The following is a 25,984-nucleotide window of genomic DNA, read 5'->3' on the forward strand; positions in this document are numbered from 1 at the left end:
ACCTGCCTTCGGGGGGACGCCGGTGGCGCCATCGCGGCTGCGCGGGGCGCAGGTGCCGAGGAGTGTCCCGACGCGAGGAGGCTACGGGTGCCGCCTGGGAGCCCCACGCATGCGCGCCGGGTCCGGGCGGGACGGGCCGCTCCCCTGCTCGCCCCCCCCTGGCCACGGGCATGCCTAGACTCGGGAGCATGACGAGCAGCGACGCCCCAGCTTCTTCACCTGCCTCCTCCCCCGCCCCGTCGGCGCCGTCGGCCCCGGCCGTCCGTCTGACGACGATGGCCCACGGCGGCGGGTGCGCATGCAAGATCCCGCCGGGCGAGCTCGAGGAGGTCGTCGCGGGTCTCGCCGGGCAGTCCTACGAGCAGGTGGTCGTGGGGCTCGAGGACGGCGACGACGCGGCCGCGGTGCGGATCGACGGCGGCCGGGCGGTGCTCTCCACCGCGGACTTCTTCACCCCCGTCGTCGACGACCCCTACGACTGGGGCCGCATCGCCGCCGCCAACGCGCTCTCCGACATCTACGCGATGGGCGGCACCCCCGTCGTCGCGATCAACCTCGTGGGCTGGCCACGGGACGTGCTCCCCTTCGACCTGCTGCGCGAGGTGCTCAGCGGCGGCCTCGCCGTGGGCCGGGAGGCGGGGGTCCCGGTGATCGGCGGGCACAGCGTGGACGATCCCGAGCCCAAGTACGGCATGGCCGTCACGGGCATCGGGGACCCGGAGCGCCTGCTGCGCAACGACGCCGCGGAGGCCGGCCTGCCGATCACGCTGACCAAGCCGATCGGCGTGGGCCTGCTGAACAACCGCCACAAGAGCACCGGCGAGGTGTTCGAGGCGGCGATCGCGACGATGACGCAGCTGAACCGCGACGCCTCGCTCGCCGCGCTCGAGGCCGGGGCGCGCGCCGCGACGGACGTGACGGGCTTCGGCCTGCTGGGGCACCTGCACAAGATGGCCCGGGCCTCCGGGGTGGGCGCCGTGATCGACCGCTCCGCGGTGCCGCTCGTGGACGGCGCGGCGGAGGCGCTGCGGGACGGCTTCGTCTCCGGCGGCACCCGCCGGAACCTCGACTGGGTGCGCCCCCATGTCACGGCCGACGCCGGCCGCACCGAGGAGGACCTGCTGCTGCTCGCGGACGCCCAGACCTCGGGCGGGCTGCTCGTGGTCGGCGAGGTGCCCGGCTACCCGGTGATCGGCGAGACCGTGGAGGGCTCCGGGATCCGCGTCCGCTGACCCGCCCCGGTGCCGCGCCGCGGCACCGTGCCGCAGCACTCGGTGCGAGCTCAGGCGCCCGTGGTGATCGAGTCGTCGAACGTGCCGGCCGCCCGTCGGGCCGCGAGCCGCGCCTTCTGCGGCTCGACCACGCGCCGAGGATCCTTCACCGACTCGAGCCCCGCCTCGAGCACGCCGAAGCGGGTGAGCGCGGAGGCGCCCAGCAGGGCGAGGCCGCTCGCGGCCGTGAGCACCCGACCGGCCGTCCGGACCCGGGAGCGCCCCGAGCCGGTGCCCGCGCCCGAACCCGCGGACAGCAGCCCGGAGGCCACGGCTCCCACGCCGCCGGCCACGGCGAGCCGCTCCGCCCAGCGCAGGCGGCGCCCCGCCCGGCCGGTCTCGAGCGGCTCCGCCTCGAGCGGGTGCATCGACGCCTTCATGCGGTGCATGCTCAGCAGGTCCCCCGCGACGCCCGCTGCGGCGAGGGCCCGCGCGGGCCCCAGCTCGCGCCCCGGGGCGAGGACGAGGGCGGCGCCCGCGGAGGCGAGCGTCGCCGAGGAGCCGAACAGCAGCGGCAGGTCGTGCCGGCCGGCGGACCACGTGGGCACGGCCGTGTCGCCGAGCAGGCCGCCGGTGTAGGTGGCGAGCAGCGCGCCGGTGCCCGCCTGGGCGATCGCGGCGGGCGTGTCGAGGGCGTGCAGAGCAGGGCGCAGCGGGCCCAGCGGCAGCCGCTCCCCGCTCAGGCGGTCCACCTCGATCAGGGCGCTCACGCCCGCGACCGCCCCGGAGGCGGAGAGGATCCAGGTGCCCATGCTCATGAAGCTCGTGATCTTCACGGTGCGCATCATGTTGAGGAAGCGCTCCGGGCGGCCGAGGTCGACGACGAGGGCCGGGGTGCCCACCCCGATCGCGCCGAGGGCCGTGAGCCGGGCCGCGCGACGCAGGCCGGGGCGACCGCTCGCGTGCGCGCCGAGGGCCAGCAGGCCGGAGCCGCCCGCCACGCCGCCCACGAACAGGTACAGCGCGATCGGCTCCTCCCACGGCGGCGCCTTGACGATGGGCCGCCCGTAGTAGGACTCGAACTCCATGTCCCCGACGAGGGACATCTCGCGGTCACCGGCATCCGCTCCCGCGCCGCGGCGCCTCCCCGAGGGGTCGAGCGGGCGTCGGCCCTCGGTGCTGCCGGAGGAGGCCGGCCGACGGCGGCGGCGCGGGCGCTCGGGAGGGCGGTCCGCGTCGAAGGGCGTGAGGGTCATCGACGGGCTCCCAGGAAGGCGAGGGCCGTCGCGGCGGCCATGCCGAGCGCGGCGACGCCGACCTGCCGCATCATCATCGGCATGTCCTTCGTGGGGACCTGCGGGTCCGGCGGGAGGCCGTAGACCTCGGGCTCGTCCAGCAGCAGGAACACCGAACCGGTGCCGCCCACGCCGTCGTCGCTGTTCGCGCCGTAGAGCCGGGCCTCGGTGCGGCCCTGGGAGTGCATCTGCGCAAGACGGGCCCGGGCCTCCTCGACGAGGTCCTCGCGGTCGCCGAAGGTGATCGACTGGGTGGGGCAGGTGGCCGAGCAGGCGGGCTGCTCGCCGTCCACGAGCCGGTCGTAGCAGAGCGTGCACTTGTTCGCCGTGCCGCGGTGCGGGACGGGCTCCTCGCGGTCCACCTTCGCGGAGACGGTGCCGTCGTCGCGGCGCTCGATGACGCCGAACGGGCAGGCGCCCACGCAGGTGCCGCAGCCGTTGCAGACGTCGGACTGCACGACGACCGATCCGAACTCGGAGCGGAAGATCGCGCCCGTGGGGCACACGTCCAGGCAGCCCGCGTTCGTGCAGTGCTTGCACACGTCCGAGGACATCAGCCAGCGGAACTCGGGGGTGTCCGGCGGGGTCGTGTCCGCGGACGCCGCGGGCACCGCCCGCTCCTTGGGGCCGATGCTCGGCATCCCGAGGCTCACGAGCCGGCGACCGGACTCGCGGGCCTCCTCGATGCGGTCCTTGCTCTGCTCGACGAAGGCGACGTGCCGCCAGGTGTTCGCACCCAGGGCACCCGTGTTGTCGTAGCTCGAGCCGAGGATCTCGAGGTCGCCGTCGACCGGGTTGCGGTTCCACTCCTTGCAGGCGACCTCGCAGGCCTTGCAGCCGATGCAGATCGACGTGTCGGTGAAGAACCCCTTGCGCTCGGTGCCGGCGCCCCAGCCGGAATCGGCCGCGGGGCCCTCCGGTCCGGCGAGCAGGGGCGGCAGCGGCGGGGTCATCGGTTCCTCATCTCGCGCTGGGACGGCTGGGCGACGGGCACGGCGGGGGCCTCCTCCGGTCCGCGCGCGTGGTGCGCGACGGACTCGTCGGTCGGATCGAGCTGCGCCTCGCGCGGGCTGTCCGGGCGCTCGAGCACATGGTGCTCGGCGTCCACGATGCCCGCCCGGCGACGGTACTCCTCGACGAGCTCGAGCAGCGCCGGGCCGCGCGGGCGGCGTCCTGGCCGGATCGCGCACGCGTTGTTCTTGGAGTTCTGGATCTGCGTGTTCGCGTCGAGGTTCATGCCGATGAGGTCGTTGACCCCGTCGCCCGTGACGATCGCCTGGTCCCCGCGGGCCCAGTGGTAGGGCAGGCCCACCTGGTGGATCGTGCGGCCCCCGATCCGCAGCGGCGTCATCCGCTCGGTGACCAGCACCTTCGTCTCGATCGCGGAGCGGGCGGAGATCACCGTCGCCCAGCCGTACGGCTCGAGGCCCACCTCGGCGGCGAGCTCCGGCGAGACCTCCATGTAGAGCTCGGGCTGCAGCTCGGAGAGATAGGGCAGGAAGCGGCTCATGCCGCCCGCCGTGTGGTGCTCGGTGATGCGGTAGGTCGTGAACACGTACGGGTACACGCGCCCGCCGAGGCCCAGGGCGCCGGGCGAGTTGAGGTTGTCCTCCCCCGCCGTGAAGCCCACCCGGGTCGGGTTGGTCTGCTGGAGGTACAGGGGGTTCGGGACCGTGGACTCGGGTGCCTCGTAGTGCGTGGGCAGCGGGCCGTCGACCAGGCCGGTCGGGGCGAAGAGCCAGCCGCGGCCGTCGGCCTGCATGATGAAGGCGTCGGTGCCGGACAGCGCCGCGGCGCCGCCCTTGCCGGGGTCGCCGGGGTCGTCGGGGCGCTTCGTCGCCGGGAAGTCGGGGACGTCGTGGCCGACCCAGCGGCCCTGCTCCTCGTCCCACCACACGAGCTTCTTGCGCTCGCTCCACGGCCTGCCCTCGGCGTCCGCGGAAGCACGGTTGTAGAGGATCCGACGGTTCGCGGGCCACGCCCAGCCCCAGTCCGCGGCGATCTCGTCCTGCTCCGCGCCGGGGGTGCGGCGACGGGCCTGGTTGACGCCGTCGGCGAAGACGCCGGCGTAGATCCAGCAGCCGCCGTCGGTCGCGCCGTCGGCCGTCATCTCCGCGAAGGCGGAGAGCGGCTGCCCTGCCTTCTCCCCCGTGAGGTGGCGGCCGTTGATCTCCGCGAGCACCGCCTCCGCCTCGACCTCGCCGTGCTCGTCCGTCGGGTAGTCCCAGGTGAGGTCGAGCAGCGGGCGGTCCCGCGGGTCGGTGGAGCCGGCGAGCTTCTCGCGCACGCGGCACCCCAGCTCGTAGACGAAGTCGAGCTCGCTGCGGGCGTCGCCCGGCGGGTCGACGGCCTTGTCGCGCCACTGGACCATGCGCTGGGTCTGGGTGAAGGAGCCGGCCTTCTCCGTGTGGTTCGCGGCGGGCAGGAAGAACACCTCGGTGCCGATGTCCTCGGTGCGCATCTCCCCGGTCTCGATCTCCGGGCCGTCCTTCCAGAAGGTCGCGGACTCGATCATGTGGAAGTCGCGCACCACGAGCCACTTGAGGTGGCTCATCGCCTCCCGCTGGAGGCGCCCGTTGGCGGAGCCCACCGCCGGGTTCTGGCCCAGCAGGAAGAAGCCGTCGACCCCGTCCTCGAGCATCCGCATCGTCGTCTGGTAGGTGCCGTGGGCGCCGGTCAGCTTCGGCAGGTAGTCGTACGCCCAGTCGTTCTCGGCGGTCGCCGCGTCACCCCACCAGGCCTTCAGCAGGTTCACCGTGTAGGTCTCCGCGTTCGCCCAGAAGCCCTTCTGCTCCTTGTGGCCGATCGCGTCGACGTACTCCCGGAAGTCGTCCTGACCGGCCTTCGGCATCGGCAGGTAGCCGGGGAGGATGTGGTAGAGCGTCGGGATGTCCGTGGAGCCCTGGATCGTGGCGTGGCCGCGCATCGCCATGATCCCGGAGCCGGGCCGGCCCACGTTCCCGAGCAGGAGCTGCAGCACGCCCGCGGTGCGGATCATCTGCGCGCCGCCCTGGTGCTGGGTCCAGCCCAGCGCGTAGACGAAGCAGGTGGTGCGCTCGCGGCCGGAGGCGGAGGTGATCGACTCCGCGAGGTAGGCGAAGTCCTCCGGCGAGATGCCGCAGGTGGCCTCCACCATCTCCGGGGTGTAGCGGGCGTAGTGGCGCCTCAGGACCTGGAACACGCTGCGCGGGTGCTGCAGGGTCTCGTCCCGCTCGGGCAGGCCGCGCCGCACCTGCTCGTGCTCCCCCGCGTACGCCCAGGTGGCGTTGTCGTAGGTGCCGGTCTCCGGGTCGTAGCCGGAGAACAGGCCGTCGCCGTCCTCGGCGTCCGCGTACTCCTCGGAGAGGATCGTCGAGGCGTTCGTGAACAGCCGCACGTACTCCTCGAACCACAGGTCGTTCTCGAGCACGTGGCGGATCAGCCCGCCCAGCAGCACGACGTCGGTGCCCGTGCGGATCGGCACGTGACGGTCCGCGTTGGCGGAGGTGCGGGTGAACCGCGGGTCCACGTGGATCACGCGCGCGCCGCGCTTCTTCGCCTCCATGACCCACTGGAAGGCGACCGGGTGCGCCTCCGCCATGTTGGATCCCTCGATGACGATGCAATCAGCGTTCGCGATGTCCTGCACCGACTGCGTCGCGCCGCCGCGTCCGAACGAGGCTCCCAGACCGGGAACCGTCGCGGAGTGTCATATGCGCGCCTGGTTCTCCATCTGGATGGCGCCCGCGGCGGTGAAGAACTTCTTCGCGAGGTAGTTCTCCTCGTTGTCGATGGTCGCGCCGCCGAGGCTCGCGATGCCCATCGTCCGCCGCAGCGGATGGCCGTGCTCGTCCTCGTCCTGCCAGTGGTTCCGGCGCGCCTCGAGGAAGCGGTCCGCGATCATGTCCACCGCGGTGTCGAGGTCGAGGTCCTGCCAGTCGCTCGCGTAGGGGGCGCGGTAGCGCACCGTCGTCTGCCGCAGCGGGGAGTTGACGAGCTGCTCGCTCGCGGCGCCCTTGGGGCAGAGCCGGCCACGGGAGACCGGCGAGTCGGGGTTGCCCTCGATCTGCACGACCTTGCCGTCGCGGTGGTAGACCCGCTGGCTGCAGCCCACCGCGCAGTAGGGGCAGACGCTCTCGGCCATGCCGTCCGCCGTGGCGGTGCGGGGCGTGGTGGCGCGGGTCGCCGGGGAGGTGACGGCGGCGCCGCGGCCCGCCCGGTCGGCGCCGCGCAGCTGGCGCAGCACCGGCCAGTTCAGGAGCACAGGTCGAGCCATGGGATCGATGCTAACAGCGCGGTGACCGGCGGGGGTGCGGTCCGACGGAGCGGTCGGGGCTCAGCGGTCGAGGGCTCAGTCCTCGTCGCCCGACGGGGCGCCCGCCTCCTCCTCGCGGATCCGCTCGTGGTGGCGGATGACCTCGGTGACGATGAAGCGCAGGAACGCCTCCGCGAAGGTCGGATCGAGGCCGGCGTCGTCCGCGAGCGCGCGGAGCCGGTCGATCTGGGCCTGCTCGCGGCTGGGATCCGCGGGCGGCAGCCCGTGCTCGGCCTTCAGCCGGCCCACACGCTGCGTGTGCGAGAAGCGCTCGGCGAGGAGGTGCACGAGCGCGGCGTCGATGTTGTCGATGCTGCGCCTCTCGAGCGCGAGCACCTCACGCGCACGGGCGACGTCCTCCGGGTCCGAGCCCGGTGCAGTGGGGGCCTCGGTCATCAGGCGCTCCGATCGCGGCGGTCGCCCGCCTCGTCGCGCTCGGCCTCCGAGGTGGTGAGCATGAGCGGGGGCCGTCCCTCGGTGATGACGCCCTCGGTGATGACCACCTTGGCGACGTCGTCCCGGGAGGGGACCTCGAACATGACCGGCTGCAGCGACTCCTCGAGGATCGCCCGCAGGCCGCGCGCACCGGTGCCGCGGGAGATCGCCTTCTCCGCGATCGCCTCGAGGGCGCCGCGGTCGAAGTCGAGCTCCACGCCGTCCAGACGGAACATCTTCTGGTACTGGCGGGCGAGCGCGTTGCGGGGCTCGGTGAGGATCGAGATGAGCGCCTCGCGGTCCAGGTTCGACACGCTCGTGATCACGGGCAGGCGGCCGATGAACTCGGGGATCAGCCCGAACTTCAGGAGGTCCTCCGGCAGCAGCTCGCCGTAGATCTGCTCCTGCTCCATGGGCGTGTGCAGATCCGCGCCGAACCCGATGCCGCGGCGACCGATCCGGTTGCCGATGATGTCCTCGATGCCCGCGAACGCGCCGGCGACGATGAACAGCACGTTCGTCGTGTCGATCTGGATGAAGTCCTGGTGGGGGTGCTTGCGGCCGCCCTGCGGCGGCACCGCGGCGACCGTGCCCTCGAGGATCTTCAGCAGCGCCTGCTGCACGCCCTCGCCGGAGACGTCGCGCGTGATCGACGGGTTCTCCGCCTTGCGGCCGATCTTGTCGACCTCGTCGATGTAGATGATGCCGCGCTGCGCCTTCTCGACGTCGTAGTCCGCGGCCTGGAGCAGCTTGAGCAGGATGTTCTCGACGTCCTCGCCCACGTAGCCGGCCTCGGTGAGGGCGGTCGCGTCCGCCATCGCGAAGGGGACGTCGAGCATGCGGGCGAGGGTCTGCGCGAGGTACGTCTTGCCGCAGCCGGTGGGGCCCACGATCATCACGTTGGACTTCGCGACCTCGACGCCGTCGAGATCGTCGGGCGCCTCGGCCTCGCCGTCCTCGTCCGCGTGCACCGCGGCGGGGCCGGGACGGCCACCCTTGCCGGCCCGCGCGGGACCGGCGGCGGCCTGCGCCTCCTGGGCGCGCACCCGCTTGTAGTGGTTGTAGACGGCCACCGCGAGCGAGCGCTTGGCCGGCTCCTGGCCCACCACGAACTGCTCGAGGAAGTCGAAGATCTCCTGCGGGGAAGGCAGCGGCTCCTGCTTCTCGGGGGCGGGCTGCGCGGCCTGGATCTCCTCGGCGATGATCTCGTTGCACAGCTCGATGCATTCCTCGCAGATGTACACCTGCGGGCCCGAGATCAGCCGCTCCACCTGCTTCTGCGACTTTCCGCAGAAGGAGCACTTGAACACGTCGGCTCCGTCGCTCGTGCGCGCCATGACCGTCCTCTTTCTCTCCCGACGGGGAGCGGTGGGGTCTCGGGGGAAGTTCCGGTGCGGGCCAGGACCGCCTGGACCACGGTAGCCCAGCACGGCCGGGCGGGGACGGAGGCGCGCGGCCCCGGCCTCCGCGAGGGAGGTCGGGGCCGCGCGTCCGGATCAGCGGGCGATCTGGCCCGGCACGTCCTTGCGGCTCGCGAGTACCTGGTCGACCAGGCCGTAGTCGCGGGCGCTCGCGGCGGTGAGGATCTTGTCGCGCTCGATGTCGCGGCTGATCTCCTCGGCGGCACGACCCGTGTGATGGGCGAGGGTCTGCTCGAGCCACTCGCGCATGCGCAGGATCTCGTTGGCCTGGATCTCGATGTCCGAGGCCTGCCCGCCGCCGCCCTGGCCGCCCATCGCGGGCTGGTGGATGAGGATGCGGGCGTTGGGCAGCGCGAGGCGCTTGCCGGGGCTGCCGGCCGCGAGCAGCACGGCGGCCGCGGAGGCGGCCTGGCCGAGGCACACCGTGGTGATGTCCGGCTTGATGTACTGCATCGTGTCGTAGATGGCCGTCAGCGCCGTGAAGGAGCCGCCGGGGCTGTTGATGTAGAGGGTGATGTCGCGGTCGGGGTCCTGGGACTCCAGGACGAGCAGCTGCGCCATGACGTCGTCGGCCGAGGCGTCGTCCACCTGCACGCCGAGGAAGATGATGCGGTCCTCGAAGAGCTTGGTGTACGGGTCCTGGCGCTTGAAGCCGTAGGCGGTGCGCTCCTCGTACTGCGGCAGCACGTAGCGGCTGGTGGGCATCGGGCCGGCCTGGGCGAAGCCGGCGAGGCGGGGATCGAAGGTCACGGGTTCTCCTGATGAGATGAGGTCGAGTGGGTCGGAGAGGACGCAGGAGGCGCAGGAGGCGCCGAGGGGATCAGCCCTCGGTGCCGCCGCCGCCCGTGACGTCGCCGGCGCGGGTGACGATCTGGTCGATGAAGCCGTACTCGAGGGCCTCGGGTGCGGTGAACCAGTGGTCGCGGTCGGCGTCGGCGGTGACCTGCTCGAGGGACTTGCCCGTCTGCTGCGCCGTCAGCTCGGCCATCTGCTGCTTCATCGAGAGGATGAGCTCGGCCTGGATCTTGATCTCCGAGGCGGTGCCGCCCAGGCCGCCGAGCGGCTGGTGCAGGAGCACGCGCGTGTGCGGGGTCGCGTATCGCTTGCCGGGCGTGCCGGAGGACAGCAGGAACTGCCCCATCGACGCCGCCATGCCCATGGCCACGGTCACGACGTCGGGCTGGATGAACTGCATCGTGTCGTAGATGGCCATGCCGGCGGTGATGGAGCCGCCGGGGCTGTTGATGTAGAGGTAGATGTCCTTCTCGGGGTCCTCGGCGGCGAGGAGCAGCATCTTCGCGCAGATCGCGTTGGCGTTCTCGTCGCGGACCTCGGAGCCCAGCCAGACGATGCGCTCGCGCAGCAGGCGCTGGTAGACGTTGTCGTCGAGGCCCAGGGGGTAGTCCCCGGCCGCGGCACGGGGCCGGTTCTCGGTGCTCTGGGAGGTCACGGGTGTCTCCTTCGTGGCGGGTTGTTCGATGGGGTCGACTCTAGGCGGTGCCCCGGGGCCTCCGGGGTGCTGTTCGCCGCGGGCGCACACTCGCCGACGGCCGTGCGGCAGGGCCCCGGGAGCCCCTCGCGGAACGCCGCGGATGTGGTTCACACCCTTCCCGAGGGTCAAGCCTCCCCCCGTTTCGGTCACGTTGACTGTTTCCGGGTAAAGCTCCGGGAAAGGACCCGGACGGGGTGCTTCAAGCCCACTACCCCGGGCTGTCCCCCACCCCTACGTTGGTACCACCCCCCCCACGGAGCGCCACCGCCCTGGGATGCACGACGTACTGCACGTACCCCCGGTCCACTCGGGGTCGGAAGGAACCACTGCTCATCATGGCTCAGCACAACTCGCACCGCGCCGCCGGCCGCGCCGTCACCCCCCTCGTCTCCGCGAACCGCGCCGCCCGCGGTCTCGGCGGCGCCGCCGTCCTCGGCACCGTCCTCGTCGGCACCGCCTTCGCCGGCACCGCCGCCAACGCGGCCCCCGCCGCGCCGGCCGCCCCGGCCGCCGCCACCGCGTCCCCCGCCGCGCCCACCGAGGCCTCCGCCGCGAAGCTCACCAGCACCCAGAAGCTGCGCTCCGGCGACCGCGGCAACGCCGTCGAGGACCTGCAGAGCGCCCTCAACGACAACGGCGCGAACCTCGCCGAGGACGGCGTCTTCGGCAAGAAGACCAACTCCGCGGTGCGCGAGTACCAGAGCGAGCACGGCCTGGCCGTGGACGGCGTCGTCGGCCCCAAGACCCGCGCCTCCCTCAACGGCGGCGAGTCGATCCGCACCTCCGGCGCCTCCGCCAGCACCTCGTCCTCCTCGAGCTCCTCCAGCTCGATCGTGGACCGCGCCCGCTCCGTCGTCGGCACCCAGTACACCTGGGCCGGCAACTCCCCGAGCGAGGGCTTCGACTGCTCCGGCCTCGTGCAGTACGCCTACAAGGCCGCCGGCATCTCCCTCCCCCACCAGTCCGGCGCGATCGCCGACGGCGGCCGCTGGATCTCGCAGTCCGAGGCCCAGGCCGGCGACGTCGTGGTCTACTCCGGCCACGTCGCGATCTACGTGGGCAACGGCCGCATCATCGACGCCTCCGGCTCGAAGCAGCAGGTCGTCGAGCGCGACATCTGGGGCTCCCCCAAGGGCTTCGTCACCTACCGCTGATCCGCGCGGCCCCCGCGCCGCCGATCACCACCGAGAGGACCCGGTCCCCGCTGCTGCGGGGGCCGGGTCCTTCGTCGTGCGGGCGGGTCCGGTGGGACAGGGGCTCGAGACAGGAACGAGCGACGGGCGAGCAGATGCCCCGCCGTGCCCCACGCCCGTCGGGCTCACCGGCGCAGCGGCCGGTACACGCGGCCGAACGCCCGCTCCGCCCCGGGGATCGGGCCCACGAGCTCCACGTCGACGCGGCGCCCGCCCGGGACCTCGAACAGCCGCGTCCCGTCCCCCAGCAGGACGGGCGCGCACATCACCTGGATCTCGTCGACGAGCCCCGCCTCGAGCGCCTGCCGTGCGATGTCCGCGCTGATGATCTGGATCTCGCCCTCACCGGCGATCTCCTGCGCCCGCCGCACCGCCTCCCGGATGTCGCAGTCCCACGCGAGGACGGTGTCGTCCCCGGCGAGCTCCTCGGGCCGGTGGGTCAGGATGATCTCCGTCCCCGACCACGCCCCGCCGTACGCCTCGGAGGTCAGCTCCCCGCGGGTCTCCCGCTGGGCGAGTGCGGCGTCGTAGCCGCGGCGCCCGGAGATGATCACCGCAACCGGTGCCGCGAGCGTCGCCGTGAGATCGGGACCGTCGGGCTCGGGGGACGCGGCGGCCTCCCGCGCGGCGATCTCCTCGAGCCAGCTCATGTCGTGACCGGGGGCGGCGAGGAACCCGTCGATCGATGCGGTAAATCCCCAGACGACCGTGCCCATCCCGTTCCTCCTCGTGGCGGTAGGCCCCGAGTCTGCCACGGCCGCCGGGACGACGGAACGGGCCGCCACCCCGAAGGGTGACGGCCCGCTCCTGTGCTCGCGGAGCCCGCGCGCGGCGGGTCAGCGAGCGGTGATCACTCGGCCTCGGTGGCCTCGGTCGCCTCGGCGGCCTTCTTGGCCGGAGCCTTCTTGGCGGGCGCCTTCTTGGCCGGGGCCTTCTTGGCGGCGGGCTTCTCCTCGGCGGCGTCGGCGGCGGCCGGCTCCTCGGCGTCGGCAGCGGCGGCCTTCTTGGCCGGGGCCTTCTTCGCGGGAGCCTTCTTGGCCGGGGCCTTCTTGGCCGGGGCCTTCTTCGCGGGCGCCTTCTCCTCGGCGGCCTCGTCGGCAGCGGGGGCGTCCTCGGACTCGGCGGAGTCCTCGGCCTTGGCCAGGCCGAGGTCGAGGACCTCGCCCTTCTCGTTCTTCACGACGACCTCGGAGAGGGCGACGTCGAGGGCCTTGGAGCGCTGGACCTCGGAGAAGATCTGCTCGAGCTGGCCGGACTGGGCGAGCATCTGCAGCAGCTGGTTCGGCTCGATGCCGTACTGCGCGGAGAGCTGCGTCATGTAGTCCATGAGGTCGTTCTGCTCGATGGAGACCTCGCGGGTCGCGTGGATCTCGTCGAGCAGGAACTGGGTCCGGATCGCCTTGACGGTGTCCTCGCGGATCTCCTCGGCGTGCGGGTCGCCCGCCTCCTTGCCCTCGTTCTGCAGGTGGGACAGGATCTCGTCCTCGACCAGCTGCTCGGGCACGGGGATCTCGAGGTCCTCGAGGAGCTTCTCGAGGAGCGCGTTGCGGGCGAGGCCCACGCGGTTCGAGGTGGCGTCCGCCTCGGCCTGCTTCTTGAGGTCGTCCTTGAGCTCGTCGATGGTGTCGAACTCGGAGGCGAGCTCGGCGAACTCATCGTCGGCCTCGGGGAGCTCGCGCACCTTGACGGACTGCGCGGTCACGGAGATCTGGGCGTCCTCGCCGGCGCGGTCGCCACCGGCGAGCTGCGAGACGAAAGTGGTGGACTCGCCGGAGGAGAGGCCGATGAGCGCCTCGTCCAGGCCCTCGAGCATGTTGCCCTCACCGATCTGGTAGGAGACGCCCTCGACGGACTCGATCTCCTCGCCCTCGATGGTGGCGGTCATGTCGAGCGAGACGAAGTCGCGGTCCGCGGCGGGACGATCGACGCCCACGAGGGTGCCGAAGCGCTCGCGGAGCTGGTCCAGGCGCACCTGCACGGCGTCGTCGTCGACGGTCGGCTCCTCGATCTCGAGCTCGACGGAGGAGAACTCCGGGAGATCGAGCTCGGGGCGGACGTCCTGCTCGACGGTGAAGACGAGGTCGCCCTCGTCCTTGCCGTCCAGGCCGGGGATCTCGACGACCTCGACCTCGGGGCGGCCGACGGGCTTGATCTCCGCCTCCGCGGCGGCCTTCTGGTAGAAGTCCGGCAGGGAGTCGTTGACGGCCTCCTGCAGGATCGCCGGACGGCCGAAGCGCTGCTCGACCAGACGGCTGGGGACCTTGCCCTTGCGGAAGCCCGGGATCTGCACCTGGTCGGCGATCTTGACGGTGGCGGCCTCGATGGCCGGCTTCAGCTCGTCGAACGGCACCTCGACGGTGAGCTTCACCCGGGTGGGGCCGAGCTTCTCGGACGCGGTCTTCACTGGTCAGGTCTCCCTGTTCATCGGTGGTCTAGGACGTGTGTTGTCACGGGCGCCCCCGGCGCGGCCGCAGGCGGCGACCCGGCGGGCGGAGTCGGGGTGACAGGATTTGAACCTGCGACTTCCCGCTCCCAAAGCGGGTGCTCTACCAAGCTGAGCTACACCCCGGAGGGCAACCCGCCAGATACTACCGGTTCACGCGCGGGGCCGCGCTCGCCGTCCCTCCGCGCTGTGAGGAGACCCATGCCCGCGACGGGGCGCGCGGCACGGCCGGGGGCGCCGAGATCTGGTTCAATAGGCCTCGCCGCATGAGCAGGACCATCGCGAGATGCCTGCCGCTCGGCTCGGGCCTGTCCCCCGCCTCACGGCATCGATGCAGGCCACGCGGATGTAGCTCAATGGTAGAGCCTCAGTCTTCCAAACTGATTACGCGGGTTCGATTCCCGTCATCCGCTCCGCCACCAGGAGCCGCGACCCCTCGACCGAGGGATCGCGGCTCCTGTGCGTCGTGGCGGTGCGTCGCGGTGTCTCATCCCCGTGCCGGCCGCCCGAGCGCCCCTGCTCGCGCGAGCAGCAGATAGAGCTGGCATCCCAGGCAGTAGTCGAACACCGCGTTGAGGAACGCCGCGACGAAGGCGGCGGCCACCGCGACGGGGAGCGCGAACGGCACCCCGACGAGGTGCAGCAGCACCCCGGCCGTGACGACGGTGAAGCCGACCACCTGTGCGAAGCGGGGAGGGCGGGGGTCCTCGAGCTCGGCGGGCGGAGGGAGCCGGGGCCCGAGGAGCGCGCGGTAGAGGACCCCCCACGGCGCGGTGCGCGGAGCGAGGAAGCCCCAGGCGAACAGCCCGGCGAGCACCGCCGACAGCAGCAGTCCGGGATCGGCGACGCGCTCACCGAGCGTGGTGCCGGTGCGAGTCCCGGCCCCGGTGAGGGCGAGCAGGAGCGCCAGGGCGAGCAGCGTCGCGGTGATCGCCGCGGCGACGCGGGGCTGGCGAGGATCGATCCCGGCGGGGGCCGAGGCGGGAGCGGGGTCGGTCATGGTGACTCCTGAGGGGAGAGGGATGTGAGCTCCTGGCGCACGGCCGCGGCGGTCACGGCGCCGGTCCAGCGGGCCAGGGGCGAGCCCGCGGGATCGAGCAGGACGAGGGTCGGGGTGGTCAGCACCTTCCACCGTGCGGCGATCTCCGGGGAGTCGGTCAGGTCGACGTCCCGCCACGTGATCCCGTGCCCCGCGGCGACGGGCCTCAGCGCCCGCCGGACACCCGGGCAGCGGGCGCAGTGGACGGTGCTGAACAGGACGAAGGTGCACCGCCCCCCGTCGACGTCGACCCCGATCTCCCGGGCGGCCCCGGCGGCGTCCCCGCTCGGGAGGCGGACGGTGCGCCGTCTGCTCGGGAGGGCGCGCAGGAGCAGCCCGAGTGCGGTGGCCACGAGGATCACACCGACCACCAGGAGCAGCGCCGAGGCCGTCGTCATGGCGGCACTGTAGGGGTGCGGTGCCGCGCGGCGCACCGAACGTGACCGAAGACGTCGCGATCGGTGCCCCGCCCCTGCCCGGCGCAGCCGCCGGGTCGTGGAAGCATGGGCTCCATGACCGTGCCCGAGACCACCGCCCCGTTCCGCTTCCCCGTCGCCGGCCGCTACGCCGGCATGGCGTCCTCGCCGCTGAAGAGCATCTTCGACCTCGCCGCCGCACCCGGCGTGGTCTCCTTCGCCGGCGGCATCCCGGACCCGGAGCTGTTTGACCTCGGCACCGTCACCGCCGCCTACGACTGGGTGCTCTCCCACCAGGGGGCCCGCGCGCTGCAGTACGGGGTGAGCGAGGGCGAGCCCGAGCTGCGTGAGCAGGCCGCGCGGCGCGTCTCCCGCACCCTGCCCACCGACGCCTCGCAGATCCGCGTCACCTCCGGCTCCCAGGAGGGGCTGTTCGTCGTCGCGGAGGCGCTGCTCGAGCCCGGCGACGTGGTGCTCGTGGAGTCCCCCACCTACCTCGCGGCGGTGCAGGCCTTCGCCGTGCACGGCGCGCGGATGGTGGGCGTCGCGACGGACGACGACGGCGTGGACCCGGCGGCGCTCGAGGAGGCGATCCGCACGCATCACCCGCGGATGGTCTACCTCATCCCCTCCTTCCAGAACCCGACGGGCCGGACGATGCCGCTCGAGCGTCGTCGCGCGGTCGCCGAGGTGCTGCTGCGCCACGAGGTCCCCCTCATCGAGGACGATCCCTACGGCGAGCTGTCCTTCACGGGCGTCGTCATGCCGCCGATCGCCTCGCTCCCCGGCATGGCGGAGCGCACCCTGCTGCTGAACTCGATGAGCAAGCTCATGAGCCCGGGCGTGCGGATCGGCTGGATCCGCGGCGAGGGGCCGGTCCTGGAGACGCTCGCCGTCGCGAAGGCGGCGATCTCGATGCAGTCCTCCGTGGTGGACCAGCTGATGGTCGCGCGGTATCTCGAGACGGCGGAGCTCGACGCGCACGTGAGGACGGTCAGCGCGGTCTACCGGGAGCGGCGGGATGCGCTCGCCGAGGCCCTCGCGCCGGTGCTGCCCGCGGGCGCGCACGTGACCCGGCCCGAGGGCGGCATGTTCCTGTGGGCCGCGCTCGGCGAGGGCTTCGACGCGCAGGAGATGCTCGCGGACGCGGTCGCCGCGGGCGTCGCCTACCTGCCCGGCTGGTCGTTCTTCGCGGAGGACCCGGACCGCTCGACGATGCGGCTGAGCTTCGTCACCCACTCCCCCGCGGTGATCGCGGAGGCGATCGGCCGGCTCGGCGAGGTCATCGCGCGCCACGGCGGGCGCTGAGCCCTCCCCGCAAGGGAGCTGCTCAGCGGGCGTCCTGCTCCGCGGGCGCGGTCCAGCGCAGCGTCACTCGGAACCCCGTGCGGCGGCGCACGCGGGCGCCGGGCAGGTGCTCGTGGGCGAGCTCGCGCAGCTCCGCCGTCGAGAAGGCCGCGTCCGTGACCGGCATCGCGTCCTCGCGCCGTCCCGGCCCGGCGGCGTCGGCCGGCGGCAGCGCCAGGACGGGGCGCGGGTGCTTCACGAGGCCGATCAGCGGGTTGGTGAGCACGTTCGCGAGGTCCCAGATCCGGTCCACCGGGCCGACGGGCCGCACGAGGCTCACCACGAGCAGCCGTCCTCCCGGTCGCAGCAGCGCCCGGGCCTGGGCGAAGGCGGCGACGGGGTCCTGGTGGTGGAGCGAGGCGATCATCGAGACCACGTCGTAGGCACCGTGGCGGGACGGGTCCGCGGCATGCTCGGCGAACGTGCGGCGGGCGATGTGCACGCCGTCGAGGTCCCGCAGCGCGCTCGCGGCGGCGTAGGCCATGCGGGCGTCGGGGTCGATGCCCTCCACCTCAGCGGCGACGCCTCGCAGCGCGCGGGCGAGGTCTCCGCGGCCGCTGCCCACGTCGAGCACGCGCCGGGCACCGGCGGGGACACCCGCGAGCACCCAGCGGTGGAAGTGGGCGTTGTGGTCCCACGGGTGTCGGGCGTTCCAGCGCCCGAGCTGCCTCCCCGCGGCCCGGACGAGGGCGTTCCTCGTGGTGCGCAGGTCGAAGGGCTCGCGGGGGCCGTCGGCGCTCATGCGCGCAGCGCCCGGAGCCGGAGGGCGGTCATGAGGGCGAGCAGCGCGCCGATCAGCGCGGCGGCGGCGAGCGCCGCGGGGAGCCCGAGCCCGGCGGCCAGGACGAGCGCTCCCCCGGTCGCGAGGGCGAGGAGCAGCGCGTCGGACTGCCAGGCGAGCAGGGGGAGCACGGAGGCGTCGCCCTGGGCGGTCGGCAGGGGGACGGTGAGGGCGAGCGGCATGGGTCCTTTCGCGGCGTCCCGCAGGCGGGCCGGGACGAGCAGGAGGGCGAGCAGCAGCGCGGGGGCGAGGTGCTCGAGGGGACGGGGGTCGAGGAGCGCGACGGGCAGGGTCCCGGCGGCCGCGAGCAGGAGCACCAGCATCGTGGGGGCGATCAGGTGGAGGAGCGCCTGCACCGGGGCGGACTGCCCGAACAGGGCGGGCGCGCCGAGGGTGTGCACCGCATGGCGGAGCCCGTCGACGAAGGGCCCGCTGCCGAGCCACGCGCTCAGCGTGCCGACGAGCACGGCGATGACCGCAGCGGGGCCCGTCACGAGGATCGTCCCGGCGGTGAGCAGGGCGGCGCCGGCGATCACCCCGATCGCCCCGAGGGCGCTGCGTCCCGGGCTGCGCAGCCACGCCACGGCGTCGCGGCGTGCGTAGAGCAGCGCGAGGGGGCCGGGGCCGACGGCCGGGAGCCGGCGCCCCGCCCGGGGCGGGCTGCGGAAGCCGGCGGCGGCGCCCGCGAGGTCGCCCGTGTCCGCGCTCGTGCGGGCGGCGTCCCAGCGCAGGGACTGCTCGAGCAGCACCGCGCCGCGCAGGCGGTCCAGCAGCGCCCACCCGGTGACGGCGGCGAGCAGGCCCGCGACCGCGATCCCGAGGGCCCACGACCAGGGGACGGCGCCGGCCGGCGCCGGTCCCGGGACCAGGGCGGCCGGTCCGTCCTGCCCCGGCAGTGCGAGCACGAGACCGAGGGCGAGCACCCCGAGCGCGAGCACCGGTCGCGCGGCGGGGGCCAGCAGCTCCCCGGCGAGCCAGCACAGGCCGAGCAGCAGGCCGGTGCCGGTCGCGGCGACCAGCAGCGCGGCGAGCTCCGCGCCGGAGGCGACGTCGGCCTCCAGCAGCACGGTCCCCACGACCGCGGCGGTCAGGAGGCACGCACCGAGCGGGGAGAGCAGGGCGCGGGCGGCGGGGCGGCTCAGCACGGTCCGGCGACGGAGCGCGCTGCCCGCGAGGGTCGTCGTGAGGAAGGGGTCCAGCAGCGCCGGTCCGCGGGTGCCGCCCACGAGCACGGCGCCCGCCGCGGCGACGGCCACGGCGAGCACGGCGACCGTGGGCGCGGCGGGGGCGAGCAGCAGCGGGAGCACGTCGGGCCGCGCGAGCAGACCGCCGACGCTCCCCAGGGCGGGGACGACGAGCACGAGGATCGAGATCACGACGAGATAGAGGAGCTCCACCTGCGCCCAGGTGCCGCGGGCGGTGGAGCGACCGGCCCAGACCTCACGGACCCCGGCGAGGTCACCGCTCATCGGGCGGCGCCCACGGTGCCGGCCGCCGTGAGCGTGAGCTCGGCGGTCGCGAGGGAGTCGACGAGCGCGGGGCTGTGGCTCGCGAGGACGATCGCGGCGCCGGCCTCCGCCCGTGCGCGCAGGGCCTCCGCGACGAGGGTCAGACGGTCGGGATCCAGCCGCTGCTCGGGCTCGTCGAGCAGCAGCACGCAGGAGGGGCGCCCCAGGGTCAGGGCGAGGGCGAGGAGCTGGGACTGCCCGCTCGAGAGCTCGTGCGGGAAGCGCGCGGCGAGCGGGGTCAGCGCGAGCTCCTCGAGCAGGGCGTCGGCCTCCACCTGTGCGGGTCCGGCCGCCCGGCCCCAGGTCGCGCCGAGGAACCGGAGGTGCTCGCGGACGGTGAGGTCGCGGGCCGTCTGCGGGGGCCCGATGAGCGCGGCGAGCGCGGTGCGCAGGGCGGGGTCGCGGTCGTCGGGGGCGTGGCCGAGCACCTCGACGCTGCCCGTGGAGGGGCGCCGCAGCCCCGCCAGGAGGCGCAGGAGCGTCGTCTTCCCCGACCCGTTGTGACCCCTCAGCGCGAGCACCTCGCCCGCGCCGACCCGGAGGGAGACGGGGCTGAGCAGCTCGACCTCCCCCTCCGCGGCGCCGGCCTCCTCGGCGCGCACGACGGCGCCGCCCTCGGAGGGGGACGGCAGGGATCGGGTGCGCGAGCGGCGGGCCATGGGTCCATGGAACCCCTGCTCCCGGACCCGCGGCACCCGACCTCCGTCGACGATCCGGTGTCGAGGGGCGTTCAGCGGGTGGGGTCGGCGACCGGGGCGGCCTGCTCCTCGCCGGCAGCGTCCCCGCCGTCTCCGCCCACGCCGCCGACGTTGATCATCCAGTGCATGGCGAAGCGGTCCACGACCGCGCCGTAGACGTCGCCCCAGATCTGCTTCTGGAGCGGCATCTCGACCTCACCGCCCTCCGCGAGACGGTCGAAGATCGCCGTGAGCGCGGCGAGGTCCTCCTCGCCGGTGCCCATGAGGGCGAGGTTGACGTTGTCGCCGATGGTCACGGGGTGCATGTCGGGGATCGCGTCGGCCGCGTTCAGCACGAAGTGCTCGGTGGAGAGCTCGGCGTGCATGATCTTCCCGGCGGCCTCGTGACCCTCGGGGACGGCGTGGAACTCGCCGAAGGTGCTGAGGGTGAGCTCGCCGCCGAAGATGTCGCGGTAGGTCTCGAGGGCCTCGCGGGTGGTGCCGGGGAAGTTGAGGTACGCGCGGAGCTGGACGGTCATCGGGTCCTCCAGGGAGCGGTCGGCCGGGCGGGCCGGTCGACGACGGGGCGGCGCCGGGGCCGGCGCCGCGCTCATCGTAGGGGCGCTGGGCGACGGACGGGAGGGGTCGAGGGGATGCGCCGGGGGTCTCAGCCGCGGCGGGCGGCGACGGGTCGCCCGCCGCCCGCGCGGGTGCCGCCCGAGGGGGTGAGGCGGGGCAGCGCCCGCAGCAGCCAGAGCCCGCCGGCGAGGCACAGCACCCCGGTCACGGCGCCCGCGGCGGCGACCGGCGCGACGAGGGTGACGCCGGAGACGACGAGCGGGGCGACGAGCCGCCCCGCGCCCATGAGCGTGTTCCACCAGGCGAGGTAGCCGGTGCGGCCGTGCACCGGGGACACGTCGATGCCGAGGGTCATGACGATGCCGGAGCCCAGCCCGTTGCCGAGGGCGATGAGGGCGCTCGGCACGAGCAGCGCGACCAGCGCGGCCGCCTGGCCGTGCCCCTCGAGAACGGCGGCGAGCACCGCGAGCAGCACGTAGCCGGCCCCCATGATCAGGCCGCAGGGCACGGCGACCGCGGCCCGCCCGAACCGGTCCATGAGCGCCCCGGCGGGAATGACCATGATGATCTCGAGCACCGCGCTCGCCCCGAACACGAGGGAGATGAGGGTCGAGTCCAGGCCCAGGGAGGCGCCGAGCAGCGGCACGATGACCGGTCGGTTGACGCGGGAGATCATCACGGGCGCGATCCCGCAGCCGATCGAGATCATGCGCAGCAGCACGGCGCGGTCGAGCCGCCGGTGCAGCGGGCTGCGGCTCCGCCCGCGCGGGATCGTGCGGGCGCTCCCCCGGGTCTCGCCGACGGGCAGGAAGAGGCCGACCATGACCGTCGCGGCGGCGGTCGTCACGGCGTAGAGCAGGAAGACGACGGAGTCCTGCCCGAGGCCCAGCACGATCGCGCCGAGCAGCGGACCGACCACCTGGCCGATCCGGATCATGCCGCCGAAGGCGGTCATGCCGCGGGCCCGCATGCCGGGCGGCAGGGCGCTGCCGAGGTAGGCCTGTCGGCCCAGCGTCCACACCTGCGAGCAGGCGGCCATGACGACGAGGGCGGCGATCAGCGCGAGCCGGTGGCGGAGCGCGGGGTCTCCCTGCAGCCCCGGGGTGATCAGGAGATAGGCGACGACGTTGGAGACGACGAGCAGCGCACCGGTGAGCACGAGCGCGGGGCGGGCGCCCATCCGGGAGATGAGGCGGGCCGCGGGGATCGGGCCGAGGAACGAGAAGATCCCGAAGACGAGGCTCAGGGCGGCCGCCTGCGGGACGTCGAAGCCGAGGGCCAGGGCCATGAGCGGGACGACCGGCAGCAGCGCCGAGTTGCCGCTGAACTCGAGCAGCGTGGGCACGTACACGGACGGCACGAGCTGGCGCATGACCTGGGCGGTGGTGCGCTCCTCCGCCGATCGGGAGGGCGGGGGCGCAGCGGTCACGCGGGCAGTCTGTCACCGGTTCGTGAGCTCGGGCAACGATCTCCCGTCCGGTGGGACGCACGCCTCCCTGGCGGCCTCCTCAGGCGCCGGGGCGACGGGCGGCGGTGAGCGGGAGCGCGGTCCGCCCGGCGCCGGCGACCGGCGGCCCGGGGACGGCATGGGCGGCGGGGCCGCCGGGACCCACGGATGCGCGGGTCGCCTCCTCGCCGCGCCGCACCTGCTCCTCGTCGAGCCCCGCGGCGAGCGCCTCGGCCGCCCAGCGGACGGCCCAGGCCTCGAGGGCGTCGGCGCCGCCCTCGCCCGCGAGCCAGGTCCCGGTGGGACGCTCGGGACGGGAGCGGCAGGTGCTGCGCCAGCCGTCGGTCTCCGCCGCGAGGGCGAGCAGCATCAGCTCCCAGCCCACGGCCCATACGCCGGGTCCGCGCTCCTCGACGTCGGCGCGCTCCCGCACGAGGGTGTGCGTGAGCACGAGCGAGGTGGTGCCGTCGTCCTCGGGGTCCAGCAGCAGCGTCAGGAGGTCGGTGCGGCCCCCGCGCTCCCAGGAGAGGACGAGGCGGTGGGGGCCCTCGACCTCGAGCACGCTGCCCTCGACGGGCTCGGGGCCGGTGAGGGCGAGCAGGGATCCCTCGGCGGCGGGCAGCGCGAACCGCCCGCCCTCGCCGAGCTGCCCCTGCACGGGTCCGTACCAGGAGGCGAGGCCGTCGGGGGTGGTGAGCAGCGGCCAGAGGCGTGCGGGGGCCAGGTCCACGGCCGTGGAGAGGGAGAGCCGCAGCCGCAGCTGCTCCCCCAGGTCGTCGATCTCGAGCGCTCGTCGCACCGCGTCCGTCACGGTCTGCGACCGCAGGGTCGTCATGGTCTCCTCGAAGAGTCGTCACCGCTCCGCACCGGCGCCGTGGCGCGGGCGCGGACGGAGCGAGAGTAGCCCACGGCCGCACCTCCCGCACAGACCCCGTGCCGTCGCGCACAGGGGCTCCGCTCCCTGCAGGTCACAGCTCGGCGCACCGCCGCGCCGACCTCCCGTCGGGGCGCGCACTGCCTCTAGCATGGACCGGGTGAATGCCGAGCAGACCCGCCCCGAACCCGACTTCACCGCTCATCTCTTCGACCTGGACGGGGTGATCACCCCGACCGCCGAGGTGCACATGCGCGCCTGGGCCGAGATGTTCGACGCCTTCCTGCGCAGCCGCGGCGTCGAGGAGCCCTACACGGAGCGCGACTACTTCGCGCACGTGGACGGCCGTCCCCGCTACGACGGCGTGCGCGAGCTGCTCGCCTCCCGAGGGATCACGATCCCCGAGGGCGCCGACGACGACCCTGCGGACCAGGCCGCCGGCGAGGAGACCGTGCGCGGGCTCGGCAACCGCAAGAACGATCGCGTGCTCGCGCTGATCCGCACCGAGGGCGTCGCCCCGTACCCGGGCACCGTCGCCTACCTCGACGCGCTGCCCGCCGGTGCGCGCCTCGCCGTGGTCTCCTCCTCCCGCAACGCCGAGGAGGTGCTGCGGGGCGCAGGGCTGCGCGAGCGCTTCGAGGTCGTCGTCGACGGCATGGTCGCCGCCGCCGAGGGGCTGCCGGGCAAGCCCGCGCCGGACACCTTCGTGCGCGCCGCCGAGCTGCTGGGCGTCGCCGTCGGCGACGCCGTCGTCTACGAGGACGCGGTCTCCGGCGTCGCCGCGGGCGCCGCGGGCGGCTTCGGCGCCGTCGTCGGCGTGGACCGCGGGGCCGGCCACGAGGAGCTGCGCGGCGCGGGAGCGACCCGAGTGGTCGACGACCTCGACGCGCTCGTCCCCTCCGCCTCGTCGGACGCGACGGAGTCCGGCCGATGAGCCGCCTGCGCTCCGTGCCCGCGGATCCGGTGGACCGCACCCACCTCCCGGTGGACCCGTGGCGCCTCGTCGAGTCCCGCCCCGGCGGGGACCAGGCGCTCAAGGAGACGCTCTTCGCGACCGCGAACGGCTACCTCGGCATGCGCGGCACGCCCGTGGAGGGCCGCGACGCGCACGCCCACGGCACCTTCCTCAACGGCTTCCACGAGACCTGGGACATCCACCACGCGGAGTCCGCCTTCGGCTTCGCCCGCACGGGGCAGACCATGGTCTCGGTGCCGGACTCCACGGTGATGAAGCTGTACGTGGACGACGAGCCGCTGCTGCTGAACACCGCCGACCTGCTCGAGTACGAGCGCTGGATCGACTTCCGCGAGGGCGTGCTGCGCCGCGATCTCGTGTGGCGCACCCCGGCCGGGAAGCGCGTGCGGGTGCGCACCTCCCGCATGGTCTCCTTCACCCAGCGGCACCTCGCGCTCATGACGCTCGAGGTGGAGATGCTCGACGGCTCCGCGCCGATCGCGATCTCCTCCCAGATCATCAACCGCGAGGACACCGCCGACGACTTCGGCCAGGGCGTGAGCGGCGCGCTCACCGACAAGGACGACCCGCGCCAGACCACCGCCTTCACCCACCGGGTGCTCGAGCCGCAGGAGGACACCCACAGCGAGCGCCGCATGCTGCTGGGCTACCGCACCGTCTCGAGCCGCATGTCCCTCGCCGTGGGCGCGGACCACGACATCGACGCCGACATCGAGGTGGACCGCTTCCTGGAGACCACGCCGGACCGCGGGCGGATGGTGGCCCGCGCCCACCTCGGCACCGGCCAGCGGATCACGGTCCGCAAGGCGATCTCGTACCACTCCTCCCGCACGGTCCCCCACCGGGAGCTCTTCGACCGCTGCCGGCGCACCCTGGACCGGATCCGCGAGGAGGGCTTCGACGCGCAGTTCGAGGACCAGCGCCGCTACCTCGAGGACTTCTGGCTGCGCAGCGACGTCGAGCTGCCGGGACAGCCCGCGGAGCAGCAGGCCACCCGCTGGTGCCTGTTCCAGCTCGCGCAGGCCTCGGCGCGATCGGACCAGTGGGGCATCCCGGCGAAGGGTCTCACGGGCTCCGGCTACGAGGGCCACTACTTCTGGGACACCGAGGTGTACGTGGTCCCGTTCCTCACGTTCACCTCACCGGAGTGGGCGCGCAACGCCCTGCGCTTCCGCACCCACCTGCTGCCCAAGGCGCGGGAGCGCGCGCGGGAGCTGAACCAGCGCGGCGCGCTGTTCCCGTGGCGCACGATCAACGGCGAGGAGGCCTCCGCCTACTACGCGGCGGGCACCGCGCAGTACCACATCGACGCGGACATCGCCTATGCCTTCGCCCAGTACGTGGACGTCACCGGGGACACCGACTTCCAGCACCGCGACGGGGTGCGGGTGCTCGTGGAGACCGCGCGGATGTTCGCGGACCTCGGGTTCTGGCGGGTCACCGCCCAGGGCGACGCGATCTTCCACATCCACGGCGTGACCGGCCCGGACGAGTACACGGCCGTCGTCAACAACAACATGTTCACGAACGTGATGGCCCGCCACACCCTGCGCCGGGCGGCCCGCGCCGTGCGCGAGCTGCGCGAGGCGGACGCGTCGGCGTACGAGGCGCTCACCGTCGAGCTCGAGCTCGACGAGAAGGAGCTGGACCAGTGGGACGCGTGCGCGGACGGCATGTTCATCGCGAAGGACGACGCCCTCGGCATCCATCTCCAGGAGGACGCCTTCCTCGAGCGAGAGGTCTGGGACCTCTCCTCGACCCCGGACGAGGCGTTCCCGCTGCTGCTGCACTACCACCCGCTCGTGATCTACCGCTTCCAGGTGCTCAAGCAGGCGGACGTCGTGCTCGCGCTGTTCCTGCGCGGCAGCGAGTTCACCGCGGAGGAGAAGCGCGCGGACTTCGAGTACTACGACCCGATCACCACGGGCGACTCCTCGCTCTCCGCGGTCGTGCAGTCGATCATCGCGGCGGAGGTCGGCCACCAGAAGGCGGCGCTGGACTACTTCCGCGCCGGGCTCTTCGTGGACCTCGGCAACCTCCACCACAACACCGGCGACGGCGTGCACATCGCCTCCGCCGGCGGCGTGTGGAACGCCCTCGTGCACGGCTTCGGCGGCATGCGGCACGAGGACGGCGCGCTCGCCTTCGACCCCCGCCTCCCGGAGGGCTGGGAGGGGCTGGACTTCCCGCTCACCCTGCGCGGCTCCCGCTTCCGGGTGCGCCTGCGCCCCGAGGAGATCTCCTTCACCCTCGAGACGGGCGAGGAGGTCGAGGTCACGGTGCGCGGCGAGAGCGTGCGCGTGACGGCCGACGGCGCGACCGTGCCGCTCGCGGACCAGGGCCCGGTGCTGGACGACGCCGTGCTGGCCACGCCCGTCGGCGTCGGGGACCGGCGCGCGGACGGCACCATCGTCACCTCCGCGGTGCCCGCCGATCCCGAGGACCCGTGGGAGTACCCGGTGCACACCGATCCCGACGACATCATCGAGGAGGCCTGAGCGCTCCCCGGCCACGGTCCCGCGCTGACGTAGGCTCCCAGCGCACCCGCACGTCACG

General features: G+C 73.7%; 22 protein-coding genes and 2 tRNA genes. 6 read left to right on the forward strand and 18 right to left on the reverse strand.

Features of this window, described 5'->3' with window-relative positions; genetic code table 11:
- Positions 1-188: 188 nt before the first annotated feature.
- Positions 189-1,232, forward strand: a complete 1,044-nt coding sequence (selD, locus tag NLU66_RS15360; protein ID WP_267136236.1) for a selenide, water dikinase SelD — start codon at positions 189-191, stop codon at positions 1,230-1,232.
- A 50-nt stretch (positions 1,233-1,282) separates the two neighbouring features.
- Here selD and nrfD read toward each other — a convergent pair whose 3' ends face one another.
- The 7 genes from nrfD to NLU66_RS15395 all read right to left on the reverse strand — a co-directional run bounded on the left by nrfD (position 1,283) and on the right by NLU66_RS15395 (position 10,106).
- The gene (gene nrfD, locus NLU66_RS15365; RefSeq protein ID WP_259360483.1) at positions 1,283-2,467 is read right to left on the reverse strand and encodes an NrfD/PsrC family molybdoenzyme membrane anchor subunit; all 1,185 of its coding nucleotides are present in this window, start codon (positions 2,465-2,467) and stop codon (positions 1,283-1,285) included.
- Positions 2,464-3,459 carry a 4Fe-4S dicluster domain-containing protein gene (locus NLU66_RS15370; RefSeq protein ID WP_259360484.1) on the reverse strand — a complete coding sequence of 332 codons (996 nt, stop codon included), beginning with the start codon at positions 3,457-3,459 and terminating at the stop codon, positions 2,464-2,466. The genes nrfD and NLU66_RS15370 overlap by 4 nt, the downstream gene beginning before the upstream one ends.
- On the reverse strand, positions 3,456-6,761 hold the full coding sequence (gene fdnG / locus NLU66_RS15375; protein ID WP_259360485.1) for a formate dehydrogenase-N subunit alpha: 3,306 nt from the start codon (positions 6,759-6,761) through the stop codon (positions 3,456-3,458). Before fdnG ends, NLU66_RS15370 begins: the two co-directional genes overlap by 4 nt.
- A gap of 75 nt (positions 6,762-6,836) precedes the next feature.
- On the reverse strand, positions 6,837-7,196 hold the full coding sequence (locus NLU66_RS15380; protein ID WP_259360486.1) for a chorismate mutase: 360 nt from the start codon (positions 7,194-7,196) through the stop codon (positions 6,837-6,839).
- Positions 7,196-8,572, reverse strand: coding sequence for an ATP-dependent Clp protease ATP-binding subunit ClpX (clpX, locus tag NLU66_RS15385; protein ID WP_259360487.1), 1,377 nt, complete (start codon positions 8,570-8,572; stop codon positions 7,196-7,198). The genes NLU66_RS15380 and clpX overlap by 1 nt, the downstream gene beginning before the upstream one ends.
- A gap of 159 nt (positions 8,573-8,731) precedes the next feature.
- Positions 8,732-9,361, reverse strand: coding sequence for an ATP-dependent Clp protease proteolytic subunit (locus tag NLU66_RS15390; protein ID WP_137771777.1), 630 nt, complete (start codon positions 9,359-9,361; stop codon positions 8,732-8,734).
- A gap of 115 nt (positions 9,362-9,476) precedes the next feature.
- Positions 9,477-10,106: an ATP-dependent Clp protease proteolytic subunit gene (locus NLU66_RS15395; RefSeq protein ID WP_137771351.1), complete on the reverse strand. Its 630-nt coding sequence runs from the start codon at positions 10,104-10,106 to the stop codon at positions 9,477-9,479.
- 377 nt (positions 10,107-10,483) lie between these two features.
- Here NLU66_RS15395 and NLU66_RS15400 point away from each other — a divergent pair, with 377 nt between their 5' ends.
- A complete protein-coding gene (locus NLU66_RS15400; protein WP_259360488.1) occupies positions 10,484-11,302 on the forward strand; it encodes a C40 family peptidase in 819 nt (272 codons plus the stop codon).
- Positions 11,303-11,466: 164 nt separating this feature from the next.
- On the opposite strand, the gene NLU66_RS15405 is transcribed toward NLU66_RS15400, so the two are convergent.
- The 3 genes from NLU66_RS15405 to NLU66_RS15415 all read right to left on the reverse strand — a co-directional run bounded on the left by NLU66_RS15405 (position 11,467) and on the right by NLU66_RS15415 (position 13,910).
- Positions 11,467-12,057: a dihydrofolate reductase family protein gene (locus NLU66_RS15405; protein ID WP_259360489.1), complete on the reverse strand. Its 591-nt coding sequence runs from the start codon at positions 12,055-12,057 to the stop codon at positions 11,467-11,469.
- Between the two features lie 134 nt (positions 12,058-12,191).
- Positions 12,192-13,745: a trigger factor gene (gene tig / locus NLU66_RS15410; protein ID WP_259360490.1), complete on the reverse strand. Its 1,554-nt coding sequence runs from the start codon at positions 13,743-13,745 to the stop codon at positions 12,192-12,194.
- Between the two features lie 91 nt (positions 13,746-13,836).
- A tRNA-Pro gene (locus NLU66_RS15415) sits at positions 13,837-13,910 on the reverse strand.
- A gap of 216 nt (positions 13,911-14,126) precedes the next feature.
- Between NLU66_RS15415 and NLU66_RS15420 the strand changes: the two genes are divergently transcribed.
- Positions 14,127-14,197 (forward strand) — tRNA-Gly (locus NLU66_RS15420).
- Between the two features lie 74 nt (positions 14,198-14,271).
- Here NLU66_RS15420 and NLU66_RS15425 read toward each other — a convergent pair.
- Together NLU66_RS15425 and NLU66_RS15430 are read right to left on the reverse strand one after the other, a co-directional pair.
- Entirely contained in the window at positions 14,272-14,784 is a 513-nt protein-coding gene (locus NLU66_RS15425) for a DUF4395 domain-containing protein (protein WP_259360491.1), read from the reverse strand.
- Positions 14,781-15,221 (reverse strand): thioredoxin family protein, encoded by a 441-nt coding sequence (locus NLU66_RS15430; protein WP_259360492.1) that lies wholly within the window; start codon positions 15,219-15,221, stop codon positions 14,781-14,783. Before NLU66_RS15430 ends, NLU66_RS15425 begins: the two co-directional genes overlap by 4 nt.
- Positions 15,222-15,335: 114 nt before the next feature.
- Between NLU66_RS15430 and NLU66_RS15435 the strand changes: the two genes are divergently transcribed.
- Positions 15,336-16,547 carry a PLP-dependent aminotransferase family protein gene (locus NLU66_RS15435; protein WP_259360493.1) on the forward strand — a complete coding sequence of 404 codons (1,212 nt, stop codon included), beginning with the start codon at positions 15,336-15,338 and terminating at the stop codon, positions 16,545-16,547.
- 22 nt (positions 16,548-16,569) lie between these two features.
- Here NLU66_RS15435 and NLU66_RS15440 read toward each other — a convergent pair whose 3' ends face one another.
- The 6 genes from NLU66_RS15440 to NLU66_RS15465 form a co-directional block, all read right to left on the reverse strand.
- Positions 16,570-17,328, reverse strand: a complete 759-nt coding sequence (locus tag NLU66_RS15440; protein WP_259360494.1) for a class I SAM-dependent methyltransferase — start codon at positions 17,326-17,328, stop codon at positions 16,570-16,572.
- A complete protein-coding gene (locus NLU66_RS15445) occupies positions 17,325-18,836 on the reverse strand; it encodes a hypothetical protein (RefSeq protein WP_259360495.1) in 1,512 nt (503 codons plus the stop codon). Before NLU66_RS15445 ends, NLU66_RS15440 begins: the two co-directional genes overlap by 4 nt.
- Positions 18,833-19,534, reverse strand: coding sequence for an ABC transporter ATP-binding protein (locus NLU66_RS15450; protein ID WP_259360496.1), 702 nt, complete (start codon positions 19,532-19,534; stop codon positions 18,833-18,835). Before NLU66_RS15450 ends, NLU66_RS15445 begins: the two co-directional genes overlap by 4 nt.
- A gap of 71 nt (positions 19,535-19,605) precedes the next feature.
- Positions 19,606-20,091, reverse strand: coding sequence for a VOC family protein (locus tag NLU66_RS15455; RefSeq protein WP_259360497.1), 486 nt, complete (start codon positions 20,089-20,091; stop codon positions 19,606-19,608).
- 128 nt (positions 20,092-20,219) lie between these two features.
- Positions 20,220-21,560: an MFS transporter gene (locus tag NLU66_RS15460; protein ID WP_259360498.1), complete on the reverse strand. Its 1,341-nt coding sequence runs from the start codon at positions 21,558-21,560 to the stop codon at positions 20,220-20,222.
- Positions 21,561-21,639: 79 nt separating this feature from the next.
- Positions 21,640-22,413 carry an SRPBCC domain-containing protein gene (locus NLU66_RS15465; RefSeq protein ID WP_259360499.1) on the reverse strand — a complete coding sequence of 258 codons (774 nt, stop codon included), beginning with the start codon at positions 22,411-22,413 and terminating at the stop codon, positions 21,640-21,642.
- Positions 22,414-22,603: 190 nt separating this feature from the next.
- On the opposite strand from NLU66_RS15465, the gene NLU66_RS15470 reads away from it, so the two are divergent.
- Positions 22,604-23,386, forward strand: a complete 783-nt coding sequence (locus NLU66_RS15470; RefSeq protein ID WP_416232166.1) for an HAD family hydrolase — start codon at positions 22,604-22,606, stop codon at positions 23,384-23,386.
- Positions 23,383-25,926, forward strand: coding sequence for a glycoside hydrolase family 65 protein (locus tag NLU66_RS15475; RefSeq protein ID WP_259360501.1), 2,544 nt, complete (start codon positions 23,383-23,385; stop codon positions 25,924-25,926). Before NLU66_RS15470 ends, NLU66_RS15475 begins: the two co-directional genes overlap by 4 nt.
- Positions 25,927-25,984 lie beyond the last annotated feature (58 nt).

It is taken from the genome of Brachybacterium sp. NBEC-018, from assembly GCF_024860185.1.
Lineage (GTDB): Bacteria > Actinomycetota > Actinomycetes > Actinomycetales > Dermabacteraceae > Brachybacterium > Brachybacterium rhamnosum.

Bases quoted from the DNA above. Each gene is read 5' to 3' on its own strand.
- nrfD (WP_259360483.1), bottom strand. From the start codon at position 2,467: ATGACCCTCACGCCCTTCGACGCGGACCGCCCTCCCGAGCGCCCGCGC.
- NLU66_RS15380 (WP_259360486.1), bottom strand. From the start codon at position 7,196: ATGACCGAGGCCCCCACTGCACCGGGCTCGGACCCGGAGGACGTCGCC.
- NLU66_RS15400 (WP_259360488.1), top strand. From the start codon at position 10,484: ATGGCTCAGCACAACTCGCACCGCGCCGCCGGCCGCGCCGTCACCCCC.
- NLU66_RS15430 (WP_259360492.1), bottom strand. From the start codon at position 15,221: ATGACGACGGCCTCGGCGCTGCTCCTGGTGGTCGGTGTGATCCTCGTG.
- NLU66_RS15445 (WP_259360495.1), bottom strand. From the start codon at position 18,836: ATGAGCGGTGACCTCGCCGGGGTCCGTGAGGTCTGGGCCGGTCGCTCC.
- NLU66_RS15455 (WP_259360497.1), bottom strand. From the start codon at position 20,091: ATGACCGTCCAGCTCCGCGCGTACCTCAACTTCCCCGGCACCACCCGC.
- NLU66_RS15475 (WP_259360501.1), top strand. From the start codon at position 23,383: ATGAGCCGCCTGCGCTCCGTGCCCGCGGATCCGGTGGACCGCACCCAC.
- selD (WP_267136236.1), top strand. From the start codon at position 189: ATGACGAGCAGCGACGCCCCAGCTTCTTCACCTGCCTCCTCCCCCGCC.
- NLU66_RS15370 (WP_259360484.1), bottom strand. From the start codon at position 3,459: ATGACCCCGCCGCTGCCGCCCCTGCTCGCCGGACCGGAGGGCCCCGCG.
- NLU66_RS15450 (WP_259360496.1), bottom strand. From the start codon at position 19,534: ATGGCCCGCCGCTCGCGCACCCGATCCCTGCCGTCCCCCTCCGAGGGC.
- NLU66_RS15465 (WP_259360499.1), bottom strand. From the start codon at position 22,413: ATGACGACCCTGCGGTCGCAGACCGTGACGGACGCGGTGCGACGAGCG.
- clpX (WP_259360487.1), bottom strand. From the start codon at position 8,572: ATGGCGCGCACGAGCGACGGAGCCGACGTGTTCAAGTGCTCCTTCTGC.
- NLU66_RS15390 (WP_137771777.1), bottom strand. From the start codon at position 9,361: ATGCCCACCAGCCGCTACGTGCTGCCGCAGTACGAGGAGCGCACCGCC.
- NLU66_RS15425 (WP_259360491.1), bottom strand. From the start codon at position 14,784: ATGACCGACCCCGCTCCCGCCTCGGCCCCCGCCGGGATCGATCCTCGC.
- NLU66_RS15405 (WP_259360489.1), bottom strand. From the start codon at position 12,057: ATGGGCACGGTCGTCTGGGGATTTACCGCATCGATCGACGGGTTCCTC.
- NLU66_RS15470 (WP_416232166.1), top strand. From the start codon at position 22,604: ATGGACCGGGTGAATGCCGAGCAGACCCGCCCCGAACCCGACTTCACC.
- NLU66_RS15440 (WP_259360494.1), bottom strand. From the start codon at position 17,328: ATGAGCGCCGACGGCCCCCGCGAGCCCTTCGACCTGCGCACCACGAGG.
- NLU66_RS15435 (WP_259360493.1), top strand. From the start codon at position 15,336: ATGACCGTGCCCGAGACCACCGCCCCGTTCCGCTTCCCCGTCGCCGGC.